Here is a 20,956-nt window from a genome sequence, read left to right on the forward strand (position 1 = left end):
AGAAGGTCCGGAGCGGGTCTATACCGGGGTCCGGGCCTCGCGGACGAGTGTTAGGTAGCGGTCCCAGTCCCAGTGGGGCCCCGGGTCCGTGTGGTCCGTGCCCGGTACTTCCACATGGCCGACGATGTGCTCGCGGTCCACGGGTATGTCGTACCGCTCGCAGATCCCGGCGGTCAGGCGGGCCGAGGAGCGGTACATCGCGTCCGTGAAGGATGCCGGCTTGTCCACCCAGCCTTCGTGCTCGATGCCGACGGACCGTTCGTTGTAGGGGCGGTTTCCCGTGTGGTACGCCACATCCAGCTCGCGGATCATCTGCGCCACCTGCCCGTCCTTGCGGACCACATAGTGCGTGGCCGCGCCGTGGGTCGGGTTGCGGAAGACCCTGAGGGCCACCTGATAGCTGCCCTGGACGACATGGATCACCACCCGGTCCACGGTGTAGTCGGCCGGGCGGTCCGCACGCCGGTAGTTCTCCGGGGAGGCCGCGACCCACAGGGCCCGGGCGTAGTCCAGCTCGCCTTCCGTGCGTGCCCTCTCGATGCCCGGCGTCTGCCACCAGAGCCTGCTCAGCTCCTCCCGCGCCGCCACGCCCCCGCCGAGCACCGCGGCCGCGCTGCCGATCAGTACCGCACGCCGTCCGACCCGGGGGCCGTCCGTGGACGCGCGTCCGCGCCGGCCCCCGCCGCTGCCCGCGGCCCCCCGTGTTTTCTCGCTCATGTGATCGCCAACGAATACACGCGCGACTGTGGTTCCCCCGGCCCGTACCCTGGTGGGGCTATGACTCAGAATTCCCAGCGCCCCCTCCGCGTGCTCGCCGCCATGTCGGGCGGCGTGGACTCCGCCGTCGCCGCCGCCCGTGCCGCAGAAGCGGGCCATGATGTCACCGGAGTGCATCTCGCGCTCTCCGCGAATCCGCAGTCCTTCCGCACCGGCGCGCGCGGCTGCTGCACCATCGAGGACTCCCGCGACGCGCGCCGCGCCGCCGACGTCATCGGCATCCCCTTCTACGTCTGGGATCTCGCCGAGCGCTTCCGTGAGGACGTGGTCGAGGACTTCGTCGCGGAGTACGAGGCGGGCCGCACCCCGAATCCGTGCCTGCGCTGCAACGAGAAGATCAAATTCGCGGCGCTGCTCGACAAGGCGCTCGCCCTCGGCTTCGACGCCGTGTGCACGGGGCACTACGCGACGGTCGTCACCGGCCCGGACGGCGCCCGCGAGCTGCACCGCGCCAGCGACATGGCCAAGGACCAGTCGTACGTCCTCGGGGTCCTCGACGAGCGCCAGCTCGCGCACGCGATGTTCCCGCTCGGCGACACCCTCACCACCAAGGACGAGATCCGCGCGGAGGCCGAGCGGAGGGGCCTGGCCGTGGCGAAGAAGCCCGACAGCCACGACATCTGCTTCATCGCGGACGGCGACACCCAGGGCTTCCTGGCGAACCGTCTGGGCCGGTCCGAGGGCGATATCGTCGACGAGTCCGGTACGAAGGTCGGCAGCCACGACGGCGCGTTCGGTTTCACCATCGGCCAGCGCAAGGGCCTGCGCATCGGTCACCCGGCCGCCGACGGCAAGCCGCGCTACGTGCTGGACATCTCGCCCGTCGACAACACCGTGACGGTCGGCCCGGCCGCCGGTCTTGACGTCATGGCGCTGACCGCCATCAAGCCCCGCTGGTGCGGCACCGCGCCCGCTGGGCCCGGCGGCTATACGGCGCAGCTGCGCGCCCACGGCGGCGAGACGGCCGTGACAGCGGAGCTGACCGACGCCACTCTGCACGTCAGCTTCGAGGAGCCGGTGCGCGGCGTGGCACCGGGCCAGGCGATCGTGCTGTACGACGGCACGCGCGTGGTCGGCTCGGCGACGATCGCGACGACGGAGCGGCGCTCCCAGGCCCTGACCGGCTGAGTCCGCTGTTCCCTGACTCCTGTTCCCTGACTTCGCTGTTTCCCGGCCGGGGCGGCCGAGCCGGGTGTGAGGCCGGCCGGGTCCTCCGGCCGCCCCCGATGGAAGGAAAGCTGCCGCCTTGGCCGAATACCGACTGGACGCCGTGCCCGAAGCGGTGACCAATGTCTTCTCGCGCGAGTTGCCCGCCGTACTGACCGTCGACCCGGGAGACACCGTCGTCGTCCACTCGCTGGACGCGTCCGGCCACCTGGAACGGCAGCGGACCCCGGGTGAGGTCCGGCCACGGATGTTCGGCGGCCGGCCGGGCCACTGCCTGGCGGGGCCGATAGCCGTCCGCGGTGCCGAACCCGGCATGGCGCTCGCGGTGCACCTGGAGTCCCTGCGTCCCGACGACTGGGGCTGGACCGTGGCCGCCGCCGCGGACACCCCGCTCAGCCGGCGGCTGGGGCTCGCGGACGCCGATCCCTCCTGGCTGCTGTGGGAACTCGACGCCGACGCGGGCACCGGCACCAACCAGTACGGGCACACCGTGTCCCTCGCGCCCTTCCTCGGCGTCATCGGCATGCCGCCGGCCGAGCCGGGAGAGCATTCGACGATCCCGCCCCGCGCCTTCGGCGGCGGCAACATCGACTGCCGCGAACTGGTGGCCGGCTCCACCCTCTTCCTCCCGGTCACCGTCCCGGACGCGCTGCTCTGCGTCGGCGACGGCCACGCGGCCCAGGGCGACGGCGAGGTCTCCGGCACCGCGGTCGAATGCGGCATGACCACCCGGCTGACGCTGGACCTGCGGACGGCTCCACCGGTCCCGACGGCGCACGCGGTGACCCCGGCGGGCCGGATCACCTTCGGCTTCGACGAGGACCTCAACGAGGCGTCGGCGGAGGCGCTGTACGCCATGCTGACGTGGATGATGTCGCTGTACGGCCTGGACCGGGCCGCCGCGCTGGCACTGGCCAGCGCGGCGGTCGACCTCCGGGTGACACAGGTGGCCAACCGCGTATGGGGCGTCCACGCGCTGCTGCCGGACGGCGCCGTGCGCTGAACAGAACAGCCCGCGCGTAACCGGGCGGGCCGCGCCGAACCGAACGGCCCGCGCAGCTCCGGTGACGCCCACCGCCCCGGCCTCCCGTTGCGGGGCCGGGGCGGTGATCTCTGCGGGGGTGGCGGGAGTGTTACCGGCCGGCCTGCAGCGCGGACCAGGTCGCGCTGCCGACGATGCCGTCCGCGCCCAGGCCGCGGCCGCTCTGGTAGTCACGGACCGCCTGGGCCGTGCCGGAACCGAACTGGCCGTCGATGGACACCGTCCGGCCGAGGGCGGCCGTCAGCGCGCGCTGGAGACGTTCCACCACGGCGCCGCTGCTTCCCTCGCGCACCACGGTGGTGGCCCCGGCGGAGAGCAGGGCCGTCCAGGTACGGGCGCCGACGGCGCCGTCGGCGGTCAGGCCGCGGCTCTGCTGGAAGGACTTGACCGCGTTCGCCGTCCCGGTGCCGAAGATGCCGTCGGCGGTGCCGGCGTTGTGGCCCTGCTGGGTCAGCAGCGTCTGCGCTGCCTTCACCTGGGCGCCGGTGGAGCCGTTGCTCAGGGTCGGGTACGAGGCGAAGTTCAGCTGCACGCTGCCGCCGCCGCCGGTGCTGCCGCCCACCAGCTGCATGTAGTAGGTCCAGTTCCAGTTCGGCCCCGGGTCGGTGTGGTCGTTGCCCGGTGCCTCGGAGTGGCCGATGACGTGCGCCCGGTCCTTGGGGATGCCGTACCGGTCGCACAGGTACTTGGTCAGGGCCGCCGAGGAGCGGTACATCGCGTCGGTGAACCAGCTCGGGTTGTCGATGAAGCCCTCGTGCTCGATGCCCAGGCTGGAGGCGTTGGCCGAGCGCGCGTGGTAGGCGGTGTCGCTGTCGCGGACCATCTGGGTGACCGCGCCGTCGGAGGAGCGGACCACGTAGTGGGAGCTCACCTGCGAGGACGCGTTCTGGAACCAGCTGATGGTCCCGGCGTACGAGCCCTGGGTGACGTGCACGATCACACTGCTGATCGACGCGGTCCGGCCGGCGCTGTAGTTGGCGGCGTTGGCGGGAACCCACGCGGCGGGCGGGTAGTCGGGGCTGAGGGCGCCCCGCTCCGAGCCCGCCGCCGCGTAGCGGCCGCGCTCGGGCTCGACGGCGCGGGGCCTGACGGTGACCGTCTCGCCGCCCGCGACGTCCGCGCTGATGCCCTGCGAGAGGAATGTGTAGACGGCGTCGGCGTACAGCCGCGCCGTGCCGATGTCGGTCGCCCCGCCGTAGCGGGCGACGACCGGGTACCACTCGTCGACGCTGCGACGCTCCGCGGTGTCCAGCCCCAGCCCGTCGGCGTAGGCGCGCAGCACGGCCGCGCCGCCGCGGATGTTCGCCGCCGTGTCCTCGCGCAGCTCGGTGCGCCCCTCGCCGGTCAGCTCGGCGGCCTTCTCCAGGGTGTGGCTCTTCGGATTGCTCACCAGATGCATCACCCCGTAGCCGTTCGCCTGGCTGGGCTCGCCGCGGTGTCCGTCGAGGTGCGTCTCGCCGTACCCGACCGCCACCAGGACGTCCCGGGGGACACCGAACTCCGCCGCGGCGCTGCTGAAGGCCCGGCTCATCGCGTCACGGTCCGCCGGAGCGGCGGGAACGGACGCGGCGCCGGCGGGCTGGGCCGTGGCGACGAGCACCGTGGTGATCAGGCCACCGAGCGCGGACAGCGCGGTTCTCTTCCACGGAGTCGATCGTCGGTACATGCTTCCTCCTGGTCGGCTTCGCGGTCTCCGCCTGAGCGGAACGATTGGGTCTACGCCCGTTGAATGGACCACTCCTACCGGCGAGTCATGTACATGTCAAGGATAAGCAAGTACCGCTGACCGCAACGAGGTTGGCTGATTGTCACACGTGGCGCGTCGCGAGCGAAGCTCAAGCGACTGTCCGCACCGAACCACTCCACCGATCCGTGCCTCGCGCCACGAGCCCGTAAAAGCAGGGCGCTTGGCGGAGCGTCAGATCTGAGGAGGCGTCAATTGACCTTCTGAAGTGCCGAGTAGCGAAGCCCGGCAGCGCCGGGCCGGGCAGGACCCGGCCCGGCGCACCGCTCGGCGGCGCGGATTCCCCTCAGTCGCCGACGACCTCGGTGTCGTAGAAGCAGAAGTGATCCTTGACCTGTGCGACCTCCGCCTTGGGCGTGGGATATCCCCAGACCAGATCCGGAGCGTCAGGCAGCGACCAGTAGGAGGCGTCGCCCTTGAACGGGCAGTGCGTGCTGGTCTCCGAGGGGGTCAGCAGCTCCGTGCGTACGTCCTCCGGCGGGAGGTAGTAGCGGACGGGACAGCCCGTCTCGCGCAGCAGCAGCGGACTGCGGCTCTCCGCCAGGACCTGTCCGTCGCGTACGACACGGACATGCTCGGTGCCCTGCTCGATGGTGATGCGGTGTCCGGTGGCCATGGTGATGTGTCCCTTCGGGGGTGCCTGTTCCCTGCGTACCTCATACCGTTCAGCACCGATCCGCGGCGCGCTCTTCCCGGCCCGTACCGTGAGCCCATGAATATCTGTGTCTTCCTCTCCGCCGCCGATCTCGACGAGCGCTACACGGGCCCCGCCCGCGACTTCGCCGAGCTGATCGGCAAGGGCCGCCACACGCTCGTGTGGGGCGGTTCCGACAGCGGGCTGATGAAGGTCGTCGCCGACGGGGTGCAGCGGGCGGGCGGCCGGCTGGTCGGCGTCTCGGTGGACTTCCTGGAGGCCGTGGCCCGGCCGGACGCCGACGAGATGGTGGTGGCCAAGGACCTCGCGGAGCGCAAGGCGCTGCTGCTCGCCAAGTCCGACGCGATCGTGATCATGGTCGGCGGTACGGGCACCCTGGACGAGGCCACCGAGATCCTGGAGCTCAAGAAGCACGCCCTGCACGCCAAGCCGGTGGTCCTGCTCAACACGGCCGGTTTCTACGACGGGCTGAAGCAGCAGTTCCGGCGGATGGACGAGGAGGGCTTCCTGCCCGTCCCCCTCACCGACCTGGTCTTCTTCGCCGAGGACGGGGTGGGGGCCCTCGCCTACCTGGAGGAGGCCGTGGGCGTGCGGTGAGCCGTGCCCGGTGATGCGACCATGACCGCATGGCTACCCATCTGATCACCGGTGCGGGCTCGGGCATCGGCGCCGCTGTCGCGCGCCGGCTGCACGAGCGCGGCGACGACCTGCTGCTGTTCGCCCGCGACGCGGGCCGCGGCAAGGAACTCACCTCCCGCTTCCCCGGCTCCCGCGCCCTCGTCGGCGACCTCGCCAACCCCGACCGGCTCTCCTGGGCGCTGGCCCACCAGTCCCTGCCCGACCGGCTCGACTCGCTCCTGCACATCGCGGGCGTCGTCGACCTCGGTCCGATCGGGGAACTGACCCCCAAGGCCTGGCACAGCCAGCTCAACGTCAACCTGATCGCCCCGGCCGAGCTGACCCGCCTCGTCCTGCCCCAACTGCGCGTCTCCCACGGCCAGGTGATCTTCATCAATTCGGGCGCCGGGCTCAGCGCCGGCGCCCAGTGGGGCGCGTACGCCGCCTCCAAGCACGGCCTGAAGGCACTCGCCGACGCGCTGCGCCAGGAGGAGAAGCCGAACGGTGTGCGGGTGACCTCCGTCTATCCGGGCCGTACGGCGAGCCCCATGCAGGTCAAGGTCCATCAGCAGGAGGGCAAGGAGTACGACGCGTCCCGCTGGATCGATCCGGAGTCGGTGGCGACGACCATCCTGGCGGCGCTCGACCTGCCCCGTGACGCACAGATCGACGATCTGACCGTACGGCCGGGCCGATGAGCGGGATCACCTGGGGAACCGCCACGGGCATCGGCTCGATGCCCGGCGGTGACGCGCGGGAGGCCGCCAGGGCGGTCACCGGCACCTTCGAGGACTTCCCGTACCTGCCGGAACTGCCCGCCCGGGGCCCCGGCGCCGACATGATCGGCCGGACGGCCGGGCTGCTCGTCGAGGTCTACGCGCGCGTGGAGCCCAGCGGCTGGCGGATCGGCGACCGGCCGGGCCGCGACACCAAGCGGGCCTGGTCCTGGCTGGGGGAGGACCTCGACGCGCTGGAGGAGTTCACCCAGGGGTACGAGGGCCCGCTCAAGATCCAGGCCGTCGGGCCGTGGACGCTCGCCGCCTCGCTGGAGCTGCGCAACGGCGAGTCGGCGCTCAGCGACCCCGGCGCCTGCCGGGATCTGACCGGGTCGCTGGTGGAGGGGCTGACCGCGCATCTCGCGGAGGTACGGCGCCGGGTGCCGGGGGCGGTGCCGGTGCTCCAGCTCGATGAGCCGTCCCTCACCGCCGTACTGCGCGGACACGTCAGGACGGCCAGCGGCTACCGCACCCACCGCGCCGTGGACCGCCAGGTCGTCGAGAGCGCGCTGCGCGAGGTCACCGCGGTGAGCGAGGGGACCGCGGTCGTGCACTCCTGCGCGCCCGACGTGCCGTTCGCGCTGCTGAGGCGGGCGGGCGCGGCAGCGGTCTCGTTCGATTTCGATCTGCTCACCGAGCGTGACGAGGAGACCATCGGCGAGGCGGTGGAGGGCGGTACGAAACTCTTCGCCGGAATCGTGCCGGGCACTGACGGCCCATTGTCAGACCCTGCCGGTAGCGTCATGGGTGTCAGGACGCTGTGGCGCAGGCTGGGGCTGAATCCGGGGACTCTCGCCGAGTCCGTGGTGCTCACCCCGTCGTGCGGGCTCGCGGGCGCTTCACCCGCGTACGCGCACGCTGCGCTCGCGCACTGTGTCAGGGCCGCGAGATCCCTCGCGGACAACCCTGAGTGACGATCCCGGGTGACGGGTCATGGTGAACGGGAGGATGAAACGGTGGCTGGCGAACAGCGGAGCACAGTGCCCTCGGAGGCGCGGGAGCAGCATGCCCAACTCGCCGAGCAGATCGAGGAGCACCGCTTCCGGTACTACGTGAAGGACCAGCCGGTCGTCAGCGACGCCGAGTTCGACACGCTGCTGCGGTCGCTGGAGGAGCTGGAGGAGCGCTATCCGGAGCTGCGCACGCCCGACTCGCCGACCCAGAAGGTCGCCGGGGCGTACGCGACGGAATTCACCGCGGTCCAGCACCGCGAGCGGATGCTGTCCCTGGACAACGCCTTCGACGACGAGGAGCTGGCCTCCTGGGCCGACCGCGTCGCCAAGGACGTGGGCACCCCCGACCACCACTTCCTGTGCGAGCTGAAGGTGGACGGCCTCGCGGTCAATCTCACCTATGAGCACGGCCGGCTGACCCGCGCGGCCACCCGCGGCGACGGCCGTACGGGCGAGGACATCACGCCCAACGTCCGTACGATCGCGGAGATCCCGCACCGCCTGGAGGGCGAGCGCATCCCCGCTCTCGTCGAGATCCGCGGCGAGGTCTACTTCCCGATGGAGGCGTTCCAGGAGCTGAACGCGCGTCTGGTGGAGGCCGGCGACAAGCCGTTCGCCAACCCGCGCAACGCGGCGGCGGGTTCACTGCGCCAGAAGGATCCCAAGATCACCGCCACCCGCCCGCTGCACATGGTGGTGCACGGCATCGGCGCGCGCGAGGGCTTCGACATCGACTGCCTCTCCCACGCCTACGACCTGCTGCGCGAGTGGGGCCTGCCCACCGCCCAGCACAACAAGGTGGTCCAGGGCCTCGACGCCGTACGGGAGTTCATCGCGTACTTCGGCGAGAACCGCCACTCGGTGGAGCACGAGATCGACGGCGTCGTGGTCAAGATCGACGAGATCCCGCTCCAGGGCCGGCTCGGCTCGACCTCGCGCGCCCCGCGCTGGGCCATCGCGTGGAAGTACGCGCCGGAGGAGGTCAACACCAAACTGGTGGACATCCGGGTCGGGGTCGGCCGCACCGGCCGCGTGACGCCGTACGCGGTGGTCGAGCCGGTCACGGTCGCGGGCTCCGAGGTGGAGTTCGCCACGCTGCACAACCAGGACGTGGTGAAGGCCAAGGGCGTGTTCATCGGGGACACCGTCGTGCTGCGCAAGGCGGGCGACGTCATCCCGGAGATCCTGGGCCCGGTGGTCGATCTGCGGGACGGCAGCGAGCGGGAGTTCGTGATGCCGTCCGCGTGCCCCGAGTGCGGTACGGCGCTGCGCCCCATGAAGGAGGGCGACATCGACCTCCGCTGCCCCAACGCACGCTCCTGCCCCGCCCAGTTGCGCGAACGGCTGTTCTATCTCGCCGGCCGCAAATGCCTGGACATCGAGAACTTCGGCTATGTGGCCGCCGCCGCCCTGACGAAGCCGCTGGAGCCGGAGACGCCGCCGCTGCTCGACGAGGGGGATCTCTTCGACCTGACCGTCGATCAGCTGCTGCCCATCAAGGCGTATGTCCTCGACCAGGACAGCGGTCTGCCCAAGCGGGATCCGAAGACCGGCGAGGAGAAGATCGCCACGGTCTTCGCCAACCAGGAGGGCGAGCCGAAGAAGAACGCCCTGGCGATGCTGGAGCACATCGCGGCGGCGAAGCAGCGTCCGCTGGCCCGGATCATCGCCGGGCTCTCCATCCGTCATGTGGGTCCGGTCGCGGCCGAGGCACTGGCCAGGGAGTTCCGCTCCATCGACCGGATCGAGCAGGCCACGGAAGAGGAGCTGGCGGCCGTCGAGGGGGTCGGGCCGACCATCGCCGCCTCCCTCAGGCAGTGGTTCGAGGTCGACTGGCACCGCGAGATCCTGCGCAAGTGGCGTGCGGCCGGGGTCCGTACGGAGGAAGAGGGCTCGGGTGAGGACGAGGGCCCGCGGCCGCTGGAGGGTCTCACGGTCGTCGTCACCGGCACCTTGGAGCGGTACACCCGGGATGGCGCGAAAGAGGCGCTCCAGAGCCGTGGCGCGAAGGTGACGGGCTCGGTATCGAAGAAGACCGCCTTCGTCGTGGTCGGTGAGAACCCCGGTTCCAAGTACGACAAGGCCATGCAGCTGAAGGTGCCGGTGCTGGACGAACAGGGCTTCACCATCCTGCTCGAACAGGGCCCTGACGCGGCCAGAGAGGCCGCGGTCACCCCCGAGGAGTAGTGCTTCGCACCGTCGGAATCGGGCCGCGAACCGCACCCGTTCGGCGCATATCAGATGGATAAGGAAGGGCAGGTCGCATTCGGGCAACAGCTGTAGAGCGCTGCCCGTTGGGGCGTTCCGCGGCCTACTGTTGGGATGTGCGCCTGTCGTGCACGGCTGCGTGGTGCGATTCCAGCCGTGGGGGCATGACGTGCCATCGCGTGGCATCGGCTCCGCCGGCTGTGAGAGGGACGGGAATGAAACCGACCGAGAGCGCCGCCCCGGTCTCACCCCCGCGCGGATTCGCGGGAATAGCGGGAATCGCGGCCAGGACGCCCGCCGTTGTGGTGGGACTCGCCACGATCGTGCTGGTGACCGGGCTCATACGGGCCGTACGGGACGGCCGTGCACTCTTCCCCGGCGGCACGACGGGCTGGGCCATGGCCGTGCTGACCGGCATCATCGTCGGTCATCTGGTCGCCCTCGGCCGCGACCGCTGGTGGGGCGGCACCGGCTCGGGCGCGGCCCTCACCCTGGCCGTCCTGCTGCTGTACGGCTGGGTGCCGGCCGTCCTGGTCAGCCTGGCCGTCGTGGTCCTGGTCGGGGTGGCCCGCAGGCACCGCTGGCGGCAGGGCTTCCTGCACGGCGCGGCGGACATGCTGGGCATCGGCGCCGCCGCGCTCGTTCTCATGGCGTTCGGCGAGTTCCCGAGCGTCGAACAGCCCTGGCAGCCGCTCCACTGGGGGATCGGCGACGGCCCGGAAATCGTGCTGGCCGCCGGGGTCCATCTCGTCGTCACCCGGCTGCTGCTGTGGTTCGCGGCGGCCCCGCACGCCGGCGGGCTGCCGACCGTCGCCCGTTCGGCCGTATACCGCCAAGCTCTGGTCGCGGTCGCCCTGCTCGGCATCGCCCCGCTGATCTGTGTCGTCGCGATGTCCCTGCCGGTGCTGCTGCCGCTCTTCGCCATCCCGCTGATCGCCCTGGACTCCACGCTGTGGATCGCCAGGGCACGCGCCGAGGAGCAGCTGCGCGACCCGCTGACCGGACTGCCCAACCGCCAGTGGCTGTTGGAGCGCGCCTGGACGGCGCTGGAGGACGCGGAGGGGATGAACGCCCGGTCCGCGCTCGTCCTGATCGACCTCGACCGCTTCCGTTCGGTCAACGACACGCTCGGCCATCTCGCGGGCGACCGGCTGCTGTTGCAGATCGCCGACCGGCTCCGGCTGGCGCTGCCGCGCGGGGCCGAGGCCGCGCGGCTCGGCGGCGACGAGTTCGCCGTGCTGCTCCCGACCTGTGACTCCACGACCAGCGCCCAGCGGGTCGCCCGCCATCTGGTGGCCGAGCTGTCCTCGCCGCTGGACCTCGACGGTCTCACGCTCGTCCTGGAGGCGAGCGCCGGTGTCGCCGTCTACCCCGAGCACGCGATGGACGCGGAGGGCCTGCTGCGCCGCGCCGATGTCGCGATGTACCAGGCGAAGCGTGACCGTACGGGCGTCGAGGTCTACGAATCCAAGCGGGACTCCAACACCCCGGACCGCCTCGGCCTGCTGGGAGACCTGCGGCGCGCGCTGGACGCCGGCGACGTGGAGCTGCACTACCAGCCCAAGGTCCGCTTCGACGGACAGGTCGCGGGACTGGAGGCGCTGGTGCGCTGGGTCCACCCGGACCGCGGCCGGGTTCCCCCGGACGAGTTCATCGCCATCGCCGAGTCCTCGGGCCTGATGCCGCATCTCACCGAGTACGTACTCGAAACGGCCCTCGCCCAGGTCGCCCGCTGGCGGTCCCAGGGCCTGATGGTGCCGGTGGCCGTCAACGTCTCGCCGCGTGACGTCCACACCCCCGGCTTCGCGGGCGCGGTCGCGGCGCGGCTGGCCCGCCACGGCGTCCCGGCCGGATCCCTTCAGCTGGAGATCACGGAGCATGTCCTGCTGGAGGACCCCCAGCGGGCCGCAGACACCCTCGCCGGCCTGACCGGGCACGGCGTGAAGATGTCCCTCGACGACTTCGGTACGGGGTACTCCTCGCTGGTGCACCTGCGGCGGCTGCCGGTGAGCGAGCTGAAGATCGACCGTTCCTTCGTGGCCCGCCTCGCCGTCGACACCGAGGACGCGGAGATCGTCCGCTGCACCGTCGACCTGGCGCACTCGCTGGGCCTGCTGGTCGTCGCCGAGGGCGTCGAGGACGACGAGACCTGGGAGCGGCTGCGGGACCTGGGCTGCGACGCCGTCCAGGGCTGGCTGGTGGCCGCCGCGATGCCGCCCCACGAGGCCACGGCCTGGCTGCTGGCCAGGGGCGAGCGGGGCTGGCAGCGGCCGGCGGAGCTGGAGGCGGCGCGGCGCGCGCAGTCGGGCCAGGCCGTCACCTGACCCGGGGCGGGAGCGGCGCCCGGCCGTCCCCGGGACCGGGCGAAGCCGAACCGTTTCGTGGGTAGGGGCCCCGGCCCCATAGGATTGGGCCAAAACCAATCACACTCACCCCTGAGGATCGCTGCATGCCTGGCATCACGCGCGAGGAGGTCGCCCACCTCGCCCGGCTGGCACGTCTGGAGCTGAAGGCCGAAGAGCTCGATCACTTCGCCGGACAGCTCGACGACATCATCGGCGCGGTCGCCCGCGTATCCGAGGTAGCCGACCAAGACGTACCGCCGACCTCCCACCCGCTGCCGCTGACCAATGTCATGCGCGCGGACGAGGTCCGTCCGTCGCTCACCCCCGAGCAGGCGCTCTCCGGCGCCCCTGCCCAGGAGCAGCAGCGTTTCAAGGTGCCGCAGATCCTGGGGGAGGACTAAACAGTCATGACGGACATCATCAGGCTCACCGCCGCCGAGATCGCCGCGAAGGTCGCCTCCGGCGAACTCACGGCCGTCGAGGTCACCGAGGCCCATCTCGCCAGGATCGAGGCCGTCGACGAGAAGGTCCACGCCTTCCTGCACGTCGACCGCGACGGCGCACTGGCCCAGGCCCGCGCCGTGGACGAGAAGCGTGCGGCGGGCGAGAAGCTCGGACCGCTGGCCGGCGTCCCGCTCGCGCTCAAGGACATCTTCACCACCGAGGGCATCCCGACCACCGTCGGTTCCAAGATCCTCGAAGGCTGGATCCCGCCCTACGACGCGACCGTCACCAAGCGGCTCAAGGCCGCCGGCGTCATCATCCTCGGCAAGACCAACATGGACGAGTTCGCCATGGGGTCCTCCACGGAGAACAGCGCCTACGGCCACACCGGCAACCCGTGGGACCTGACCAGGATCCCCGGCGGCTCCGGCGGCGGCTCGTCCGCCTCCCTCGCCTCGTACCAGGCGCCGCTCGCCATCGGCACGGACACCGGCGGCTCCATCCGTCAGCCCGCGTCCGTCACCGGCACGGTCGGCGTGAAGCCGACGTACGGCGCGGTCTCCCGGTACGGCATGGTCGCCTTCTCCTCCTCCCTCGACCAGGGCGGCCCCTGCGCCCGTACGGTCCTGGACGCGGCCCTGCTGCACGAGGTGATCGCCGGGCACGACCCGCTCGACTCGACGTCCATCGACGCCCCGGTCCCGCCGGTCGTCGAGGCCGCGCGCAACGGCTCGGTCGACGGCATGCGCGTCGGCGTCGTCAAGCAGTTCCGCGGCGAGGGCTACCAGGCCGGCGTCGTCCAGCGCTTCGACGAGTCGGTGGAGCTGCTCAAGGAGCTCGGCGCCGAGATCGTCGAGCTGGACTGCCCGTCCTTCGACCTCGCCCTCGCCGCGTACTACCTGATCGCGCCGTCCGAGTGCTCCTCGAACCTCGCCCGCTTCGACGCCATGCGCTACGGCCTGCGGGTCGGCGACGACGGCACCAGGTCCGCCGAGGACGTCACCGCCCTGACCCGCGAGGCGGGCTTCGGCGACGAGGTCAAGCGCCGCATCATGCTCGGCACGTACGCGCTCAGCTCCGGCTACTACGACGCGTACTACGGCTCGGCGCAGAAGGTCCGCACCCTCATCACCCGGGACTTCGACAAGGCCTTCGAGCAGGTCGACGTGATCGTCTCCCCGACGACCCCGACCACCGCCTTCCCGATCGGCGAGCGCGCCGACGACCCGATGGCGATGTACCTCGCCGACCTGTGCACCATCCCGACCAACCTGGCCGGCAACGCCGCCATGTCGCTGCCCTGCGGCCTCTCGCCGGAGGACGGCCTGCCGGTCGGCCTGCAGATCATCGCCCCCGCCATGAAGGACGACCGGCTGTACAAGGTCGGTGCCGCGGTCGAGGCGGCCTTCGTGGAAAAGTGGGGGCACCCGCTGCTGGAGGAGGCACCGTCACTATGAGTAGTGCAATGAGCAAGGCCAAGGGCTTCAAGAAGTCCAAGGCCGGCACGTACCTGTCGATCGGGACCACCGCATTCGGCGCGATCAGCGTCATCAAGCAGGCCAGGACGGCCCGCAATGACAACGACACGCTCCGCCTCATCGACGCCGTCGTCTCCGCCGCCGCCATCGCCACCGGTGTCGCTCTGCTCCTGCGTGAGCTGAAGCGCCTGGGCGATGACGACGTCCTGCTGGGCTGAGAGGGAAAGTTTCACCGTGACCGTCACTGAACTCGTGTCGTACGAGGACGCCCTCGGGACGTACGACCCCGTCATGGGCCTGGAGGTCCATGTCGAGCTCGGCACCAGGACCAAGATGTTCTGCGGCTGCTCGACCGAGCTGGGCGCCGCGCCCAACTCGCAGACCTGCCCCACCTGTCTGGGCATGCCGGGATCGCTCCCGGTCGTCAACGCGATCGGCATCGAGTCGGCCATAAAGATCGGCCTCGCGCTCAACTGCGAGATCGCCGAGTGGTGCCGCTTCGCCCGGAAGAACTACTTCTACCCGGACATGCCGAAGAACTTCCAGACCTCCCAGTACGACGAGCCGATCGCCTTCAACGGCTATCTGGACGTCCAGCTGGAGGACGGCGAGATCTTCCGCGTGCAGATCGAGCGCGCCCACATGGAGGAGGACACCGGCAAGTCGACGCACGTCGGCGGCGCCACCGGCCGTATCCACGGCGCGTCCCACTCCCTGCTCGACTACAACCGCGCCGGCATCCCGCTCATCGAGATCGTCACCAAGCCCATCGAGGGCGCCGGTGAACGGGCCCCCGAGGTCGCCAAGGCGTACGTCGCCGAGCTGCGCGAGCTGATCAAGGCGCTCGGCGTCTCCGAGGCCCGCATGGAGATGGGCCAGATGCGCTGCGACGTGAACCTCTCGCTGCGCCCGCACGGCCGGGAGAAGTTCGGTACGCGCTCCGAGACGAAGAACGTCAACTCGCTGCGTAGCGTCGAGCGCGCCGCCCGCTACGAGATCCAGCGCCACGCCGCGGTGCTGAACTCGGGCGGCACGATCATCCAGGAGACCCGTCACTTCCACGAGGAGGACGGCTCCACCACGTCGGGCCGGGTGAAGGAGGAGGCCGAGGACTACCGGTACTTCCCGGAGCCCGACCTCGTGCCGGTCGCCCCGTCCCGTGAGTGGGTCGAGGAGCTGCGCTCCGGGCTGCCCGAGCTGCCGCGCGTGCGGCGCAACCGGCTCCGCGAGGACTGGGGCGTCTCCGAGCACGACATGCAGTCGATCCTGAACGCGGGCGCGATCGAGCCGATCGTCGCCACGATCGGCGCGGGCGCCCCGGCCGACCAGGCGCGCAAGTGGTGGATGGGCGAGCTGGCCCGTAACGCCAACGAGTCGGGACGCGCGCTGGACGAGCTGCCCATCACCCCGGAGCAGGTCGCCCGGGTCGCCGCGCTCGTCGCGTCCGGCGATCTGAACGACAAGCTGGCCCGTCAGGTCATCGAAGGCGTGCTCGCGGGCGAGGGCGACCCGGACACCGTCGTCGAGAAGCGCGGTCTCAAGGTCGTCTCCGACGACGGCGCGCTCGGCGTCGCCGTGGACGAGGCCATCGCGGGCAACGCGGCCATCGCCGACAAGATCCGCGCCGGCAAGGTCGCCGCCGCGGGCGCGCTCGTCGGCGCGGTCATGAAGGCGACCCGCGGCCAGGCCGACGCGGCCCGGGTGCGGGAACTGATCCTGGAGAAGCTGGGCGCCGAGGGCTGACCTCGGCTCGTACGTAGTGACGGGGGCGGCGCACCGGCTGGTGCGCCGCCCCCGGACGTCCCCCGGACCACCGGTGGGACCAGCGGGCCGTGCCGGGGCCGCACCGTCTTCGCGAGGCCGGGACTCCTGTGAACACCATCGCCGCCGAGATCGTCTCCGTCGGTCTGCTGCTGGCCGTGCTCGCGTTTGCCGTCGTACGCCCCCGCGGGCTGCCCGAGGCGGCCGCCGCCGTGCCCGCGGCGCTGCTGGTCGTCGTGCTCGGCGCCGTCTCGCCCCACGAGGCGTGGGACCAGACGCGCACCCTGCTGCCGGTGGTCGTCTTCCTCGCGGCGGTCCTGGTGCTGGCCCAGCTCTGCGACGAGGACGGGCTGTTCGCCGCCGCGGGCGATCTGGTGGCGCGGGCCTGCGGCGGCCGGCCGCGTACGCTGCTCGGCGGGGTGTTCGCCGTCGCCGCCGTCATCACCGCCGTACTCAGCCTGGACGCGACCGTCGTCCTGCTCACCCCGGTGGTGTTCGCGACCGCCGCCCGCGTCGGCGCCCGCCCCCGGCCGCACGTCTACGCCTGTACGCACCTCGCCAACTCCGCGTCCCTGCTGCTGCCGGTCTCCAACCTCACCAATCTGCTGGCCTTCACCGCCAGCGGTCTGACCTTCACCCGGTTCGCCGCGCTGATGGCGCTGCCGTGGCTGGCCGCCATCGCCGTCGAGTACGTGATCTTCCGCCGCTGGTTCGCCGCCGACCTGGCCGCCGGGGCGCATCCCCCGAAGACGGACGAGCGGCGCGAACTGCCGGTGTTCACGCTGGTCGTGCTGGGTCTGACCCTGGCCGGGTTCGTGGTCACCTCGTTCGTCGGGATCGAACCGCTGTGGGCGGCTGTCGCCGGCGCCGTCGTCCTCGCCGCCCGCGCCCTGCGGCGCAAGCGGACGACCGTGACGGGGCTGGTCCGCGCCGCGTCACCGCTGTTCTGTCTGTTCGTCCTCGCGCTCGGTGTCGTCGTCAAGGCGGTCGTCGACAACGGTCTGGACACCGGCGTCAGCCGGCTGCTGCCGGGCGGCTCCTCGCTGCCCGCGCTGCTGGCCGTCGCCGTGATCGCCGCCGTACTGGCCAACGCGATCAACAACCTCCCGGCGATCCTGGCCCTGCTGCCGCTCCTCGCGCCCGCCGGGCCCGGCCCGCTGCTCGCCGCGCTGATCGGCGTCAACCTGGGGCCGAATCTGACCTATGTCGGCTCGCTCGCCACTCTGCTGTGGCGGCGCATCCTCCATGAGCACGACACCGAGCCCCAGTTGGGCCACTTCACCCGGCTCGGCCTGCTCACGGTGCCCGCCACGCTCGTCGCCTCGACGGTCGCGCTCTGGGGTGCGCTGCGGGTGTTCTGACCGTGTGTCACCTGGGAGTGGTGCCATCCTGCTGGGGCATACGCGCATCAGCGATCGGAGGCCGACCCCGTGACCACACCGACGACCGTCCTCGTCTGGATCACCGAATCCAGCTGGCCCGCCTGTGTCGACGCGGCACGCGAACGCGCCCCGCACGACGACGTGGTACTGCTCCATGTCAGTGACGACGAGGTCGCCGCCGCCGCGCACCACGCCTACGCGGGGCTCCTCGGCCGTGGCCACCGGCCCGACCGGGATCCCGGCGTCCGCCTCGAAGCGCTCTCGGGCACGGTGGCCGCCGACCTCCTCGAAGCGGCCGCGCACCGGCTCGGCCGCCCCTGCGAGCTCCTCGACCACCACGGCCGGGTGGAGCACGAGGTCGTACGCGCGGCGGCCGGCGCCGCTCTGCTGATCTGCGCGCGCGACGGCGACCGCGACCGGCCGGGCCCGCACAGCCTCGGCCGGGCGGCCCGCTTCGTGGTCGACCACGCGGAGTGCCCCGTCCTGCTGGTGTGGCCGTACGAGGCTCAGGGGTAGAGGTCCTGGCCGTACGTGGCCGGGTCGTCCAGCGCGCCGGTGATCAGCGCGGCGAGGTCCGCGAAGGTGGTGCGGGGCGGGAGACCGCGGCGCGGCGCGAAGGAACGCGGACGGTTGCCCCGGGCGGCCCCCCTGACCAGCACTCCCGGCCGTACGACGGTCCACTCCAGGCCGCTCGCCGCGACCACCGCGTCCTGGGCCTCGCGTTCGCGGATCAGCGGCCGGGCGGTCGCGCGGTAGACGGCGGACAGGGCGCGGGCCGCCACCGCGTCGCCGGCGTACGGGCCGTACGCCGCCTCGGAGACGACGATCAGCCGCGGTACGTCCTGCTTCCGCATCGCGTCCACGATCAGGGCGGTGCCGCGTGAGTACAGCGGGGTGCTGCGGTTGCCCTTGAGCCCGAAGGCGACGACGGCCGCGTCCGCGCCGGCCAGCGCCTCGGCGATGGCGCTCTCGTCGAAGGCGGAGCCGCTGACCACCCGGTCGGCGGGCGCGTCCCCCAGCCGGGCCGGATCCCGCACCTGCGCGGTGGTGCGGTGCCCGGCGCGGGCGGCGGAGGTGAGGAGCGCCTGTCCGGTACGGCCGGTGGCGCCGAAGACGGTGACGTTCACGCCTCGTTCGCTCCGGATCCGGGCAGCGGCGCGAAGCGCTGTGACGTGGCCGTCTCGGCGTCGTAGTCGATGGACTCGGTCAGCGTGCGCCACGTGGTGTCGGACGCGGTGCGGGCGCGGTCGGAATCCGTCACATACCGATAGGCGTCGCTGCCGAGCAGCAGATGCACCGGAGGCTCGTCCAGCGCGGGCAGGCCCAGGATGACCTGTGCGGCCTTCGCCGGATCGCCGGTCTGCCGGCCGTTTCCGCCCCGCACCATCTCGGCCATCGCGCCGACGGTCTGCCGGTACGGCTCGCTGATCGGCGGGATCGTCATGGACGCCCCGGCCCAGTCGGTGCGCAGACCGCCCGGTTCGATGACCGTGACCCGCACACCGAGCGGAGCGAGCTCGCGGGACAGGACTTCGGAGAAGCCGGCGACCGCCCACTTGGCGCTCTGGTAAGCGCCGAGACCGGGAGTCGACATGCGGCCGCCGCTGGACGAGATCTGGATGATGTGCCCGGACCCCTGCTCGCGGAGGATCGGCACGGCGGCCTTGGTGACGTGGTAGACGCCGTAGAAGTTGGTGTCGATCTGGGCGCGGAAGTCGGCGTCCGTGACGTCCTCGATGGCGGCGATGTCGCCGTAACCGGCGTTGTTGACGACGACGTCCAGCCGGCCGAAGGTCTCGACCGCGCCCCGGACGGCCGTGCGTGCGGCCTCGGCGTCGGTGACGTCGAGCGGGACGGCGCGCAGCCGCTCGCCGTACGTACGGGCAAGGTCGTCCAGCTGGTCGGGCTTGCGCGCCGTGGCCACGACCCGGTGGCCGGCGGCGAGGGCCGCCTCGGCGATGGCGCGGCCCAGGCCGCGCGAGCTGCCGGTGATGAACCAGACCTGCGACATGATGGAGTCCCTTCGAATAAGTAACTGACTATCCAGTTACTTCAACTGTAGGACCGGCTGTGCGCGGAATGCAAGGGCGAACGGGCAAGGAATAACCGGTTAGTCAATTATCGGCCGATGTTCGGCTGATCAGGCCCTCGCGCGCTGACTACCATGAGTGCGTGGCCAGAGACTCCCGAACCACCAAGACCAGCCTGCTGCGCGCGGCGACCGAAGAGTTCGCCGCGTACGGCATCGCGGGCGCGCGCGTCGACCGCATCGCCGCGACCGCCGGCTACAACAAGAACCTGATCTACGTGCACTTCGGGAACAAGGAGCAGCTCTTCAACACGGTGTACGAGACCGCCGTCGAGGAGGTCCTCGACGCCGCGCCCTTCAACGCGGACGATCTGCCCGGGTACGCGGGCGCGCTCTTCGACTTCTACGTCGCGCACCCGCATCTGATGCGACTGGCCCGCTGGCACAGTCTGGAGCGGCCGGGCGAGGTGCTGCCGGTCGCCGAGAAGGCCAACGCCGCGAAGCTCAAGGCCCTCGCCGCGGCCCAGGCGGAGGGCAAGGTCGACGCGGGACTGCCCCCGCACCTGCTGCTGGCCCTGCTCGTCGGGCTCTCCACCACATGGAGCGACGGCAGCCCCGAGCCGGTGACCGCCGCCACCGCCGCCTCCGAGATCGCGACCCGACGGCATGCGGTCGTGGTGGTGGTGGGGCGGCTCACCCGTCCGTCATTCCCCTAAGGGGTGTCCGGTCCGTTGCTGAGCAGATCGTCCAGCAGGCGCGTGCTCTGCGCCGGGCTGAGGGCCTGGGAGCGCAGCATCCCGTATTTCTGCTGGTAGACGCTGACGGCATCAGGATCACTGACCAGGAAATTGGTGATCTGGGTCTCGATATAGGCGAGCTGGTCGTGCGCCGGGGTCTCCAGCAGCATCATCGGGCCGTCGAGCCCGGCATGGATGCCGCAGTCCGTCGGCATGATCTGAAGCCCCACGGAGGGGAGTTCGGCGCAGCGGCGCAGATGCCGGAGCTGTTCCCGCATGACCTCGGGCCCGCCGATCGGCCGTTGCAGGGTGGATTCCTCGATGACGAAGTTGGCCGCGGGAGGCCGGGGCGTCCGGCGCAGAATCCGCTGCCGGTCCTGTCGCGCCGAGACCCATTTCTCCGCCATCTCGTCGCTGACCGGCGGATAGACGGCGGAGAGGACCACACGGGTGTACGCCGCGGTCTGCAGCAGCGCCGGCACCATCTGGGCCTCGTACGAGAGAAGCGAGAGCGCCCGCTCCTCGTGCTCCGCGTAGTCCATGACGAACGCGGGCAGCCGCTCGTGTGCGGGCACCTCGGCGACCGCCACGGCCAACGCGCCCTTCGTGCCGAGCAGTTCGTCGAGTCTCTCGGCGAGCTGTGGCTTGAGCAGTCTCCTGCCCTGCTCGATCGCGTGGAGGGTCTCCGCCCGCAGCGAGACCGACTCCGCCAGCGCGGCCAGGGTCATCCGGGCGGCCCCGCGGAAATCCGCGAGCCGCGCGCCGATCACCTGCCAGGAGGTGACCCTCTTGGGCTTCTTCGCCGGGTGCATGGCGCCTCACTTCCTGACTGACGTGGAG

At 71.3% G+C, this 20,956-nt stretch carries 20 protein-coding genes; 14 read left to right on the forward strand and 6 right to left on the reverse strand.

Annotated elements, in window-relative coordinates; genetic code table 11:
• Positions 1-18: 18 nt before the first annotated feature.
• Positions 19-717 (reverse strand): N-acetylmuramoyl-L-alanine amidase, encoded by a 699-nt coding sequence (locus ACFVWW_RS15245; RefSeq protein ID WP_384334441.1) that lies wholly within the window; start codon positions 715-717, stop codon positions 19-21.
• A gap of 60 nt (positions 718-777) precedes the next feature.
• Here ACFVWW_RS15245 and mnmA point away from each other — a divergent pair, with 60 nt between their 5' ends.
• Together mnmA and ACFVWW_RS15255 are read left to right on the forward strand one after the other, a co-directional pair.
• Positions 778-1,905 (forward strand): tRNA 2-thiouridine(34) synthase MnmA, encoded by a 1,128-nt coding sequence (gene mnmA, locus ACFVWW_RS15250; protein ID WP_386878249.1) that lies wholly within the window; start codon positions 778-780, stop codon positions 1,903-1,905.
• Positions 1,906-2,023: 118 nt separating this feature from the next.
• Complete coding sequence (locus tag ACFVWW_RS15255; RefSeq protein ID WP_384334439.1) at positions 2,024-2,947, forward strand: acetamidase/formamidase family protein; 924 nt, start codon at positions 2,024-2,026, stop codon at positions 2,945-2,947.
• A 130-nt stretch (positions 2,948-3,077) separates the two neighbouring features.
• Here ACFVWW_RS15255 and ACFVWW_RS15260 read toward each other — a convergent pair whose 3' ends face one another.
• Both ACFVWW_RS15260 and ACFVWW_RS15265 read right to left on the reverse strand, forming a co-directional pair.
• Positions 3,078-4,652: an N-acetylmuramoyl-L-alanine amidase gene (locus ACFVWW_RS15260; RefSeq protein WP_386878250.1), complete on the reverse strand. Its 1,575-nt coding sequence runs from the start codon at positions 4,650-4,652 to the stop codon at positions 3,078-3,080.
• 364 nt (positions 4,653-5,016) lie between these two features.
• Complete coding sequence (locus ACFVWW_RS15265; protein WP_384189427.1) at positions 5,017-5,352, reverse strand: DUF427 domain-containing protein; 336 nt, start codon at positions 5,350-5,352, stop codon at positions 5,017-5,019.
• A 90-nt stretch (positions 5,353-5,442) separates the two neighbouring features.
• Here ACFVWW_RS15265 and ACFVWW_RS15270 point away from each other — a divergent pair, with 90 nt between their 5' ends.
• The 11 genes from ACFVWW_RS15270 to ACFVWW_RS15320 all read left to right on the forward strand — a co-directional run bounded on the left by ACFVWW_RS15270 (position 5,443) and on the right by ACFVWW_RS15320 (position 17,866).
• On the forward strand, positions 5,443-5,982 hold the full coding sequence (locus tag ACFVWW_RS15270; RefSeq protein ID WP_384189350.1) for a TIGR00730 family Rossman fold protein: 540 nt from the start codon (positions 5,443-5,445) through the stop codon (positions 5,980-5,982).
• Positions 5,983-6,011: 29 nt separating this feature from the next.
• Positions 6,012-6,701, forward strand: a complete 690-nt coding sequence (locus ACFVWW_RS15275; RefSeq protein ID WP_384189348.1) for an SDR family oxidoreductase — start codon at positions 6,012-6,014, stop codon at positions 6,699-6,701.
• On the forward strand, positions 6,698-7,693 hold the full coding sequence (locus ACFVWW_RS15280) for a methionine synthase (protein WP_384189346.1): 996 nt from the start codon (positions 6,698-6,700) through the stop codon (positions 7,691-7,693). Before ACFVWW_RS15275 ends, ACFVWW_RS15280 begins: the two co-directional genes overlap by 4 nt.
• A gap of 42 nt (positions 7,694-7,735) precedes the next feature.
• A complete protein-coding gene (gene ligA, locus ACFVWW_RS15285; RefSeq protein WP_384334433.1) occupies positions 7,736-9,919 on the forward strand; it encodes an NAD-dependent DNA ligase LigA in 2,184 nt (727 codons plus the stop codon).
• Positions 9,920-10,155: 236 nt separating this feature from the next.
• Positions 10,156-12,264, forward strand: coding sequence for a putative bifunctional diguanylate cyclase/phosphodiesterase (locus tag ACFVWW_RS15290; RefSeq protein ID WP_384189342.1), 2,109 nt, complete (start codon positions 10,156-10,158; stop codon positions 12,262-12,264).
• A 125-nt stretch (positions 12,265-12,389) separates the two neighbouring features.
• The gene (gene gatC / locus ACFVWW_RS15295) at positions 12,390-12,686 is read left to right on the forward strand and encodes an Asp-tRNA(Asn)/Glu-tRNA(Gln) amidotransferase subunit GatC (protein WP_010984178.1); all 297 of its coding nucleotides are present in this window, start codon (positions 12,390-12,392) and stop codon (positions 12,684-12,686) included.
• 6 nt (positions 12,687-12,692) lie between these two features.
• The gene (gene gatA, locus ACFVWW_RS15300; RefSeq protein ID WP_384189340.1) at positions 12,693-14,186 is read left to right on the forward strand and encodes an Asp-tRNA(Asn)/Glu-tRNA(Gln) amidotransferase subunit GatA; all 1,494 of its coding nucleotides are present in this window, start codon (positions 12,693-12,695) and stop codon (positions 14,184-14,186) included.
• Entirely contained in the window at positions 14,183-14,425 is a 243-nt protein-coding gene (locus tag ACFVWW_RS15305; protein WP_384189338.1) for a hypothetical protein, read from the forward strand. The genes gatA and ACFVWW_RS15305 overlap by 4 nt, the downstream gene beginning before the upstream one ends.
• Entirely contained in the window at positions 14,403-15,950 is a 1,548-nt protein-coding gene (gatB, locus tag ACFVWW_RS15310; RefSeq protein WP_384189337.1) for an Asp-tRNA(Asn)/Glu-tRNA(Gln) amidotransferase subunit GatB, read from the forward strand. Before ACFVWW_RS15305 ends, gatB begins: the two co-directional genes overlap by 23 nt.
• A gap of 128 nt (positions 15,951-16,078) precedes the next feature.
• The gene (locus tag ACFVWW_RS15315) at positions 16,079-17,329 is read left to right on the forward strand and encodes an SLC13 family permease (protein ID WP_386878251.1); all 1,251 of its coding nucleotides are present in this window, start codon (positions 16,079-16,081) and stop codon (positions 17,327-17,329) included.
• Positions 17,330-17,398: 69 nt separating this feature from the next.
• Positions 17,399-17,866 (forward strand): universal stress protein, encoded by a 468-nt coding sequence (locus tag ACFVWW_RS15320; protein ID WP_384189333.1) that lies wholly within the window; start codon positions 17,399-17,401, stop codon positions 17,864-17,866.
• Here the strand turns inward: ACFVWW_RS15320 and ACFVWW_RS15325 are convergent.
• Together ACFVWW_RS15325 and ACFVWW_RS15330 are read right to left on the reverse strand one after the other, a co-directional pair.
• Complete coding sequence (locus ACFVWW_RS15325; RefSeq protein ID WP_386878252.1) at positions 17,857-18,477, reverse strand: NAD(P)-dependent oxidoreductase; 621 nt, start codon at positions 18,475-18,477, stop codon at positions 17,857-17,859. The two genes, ACFVWW_RS15320 and ACFVWW_RS15325, sit on opposite strands and share 10 nt — an antisense overlap.
• Entirely contained in the window at positions 18,474-19,361 is an 888-nt protein-coding gene (locus tag ACFVWW_RS15330) for an oxidoreductase (protein WP_384189329.1), read from the reverse strand. Before ACFVWW_RS15330 ends, ACFVWW_RS15325 begins: the two co-directional genes overlap by 4 nt.
• Positions 19,362-19,522: 161 nt before the next feature.
• Here ACFVWW_RS15330 and ACFVWW_RS15335 point away from each other — a divergent pair, with 161 nt between their 5' ends.
• Positions 19,523-20,095: a TetR family transcriptional regulator gene (locus ACFVWW_RS15335; protein ID WP_384189327.1), complete on the forward strand. Its 573-nt coding sequence runs from the start codon at positions 19,523-19,525 to the stop codon at positions 20,093-20,095.
• Here ACFVWW_RS15335 and ACFVWW_RS15340 read toward each other — a convergent pair.
• Complete coding sequence (locus ACFVWW_RS15340) at positions 20,092-20,928, reverse strand: helix-turn-helix domain-containing protein (RefSeq protein ID WP_386878253.1); 837 nt, start codon at positions 20,926-20,928, stop codon at positions 20,092-20,094. The two genes, ACFVWW_RS15335 and ACFVWW_RS15340, sit on opposite strands and share 4 nt — an antisense overlap.
• Positions 20,929-20,956 lie beyond the last annotated feature (28 nt).

The organism is Streptomyces sp. NPDC058198, from assembly GCF_042882605.1.
Classification (GTDB): domain Bacteria; phylum Actinomycetota; class Actinomycetes; order Streptomycetales; family Streptomycetaceae; genus Streptomyces.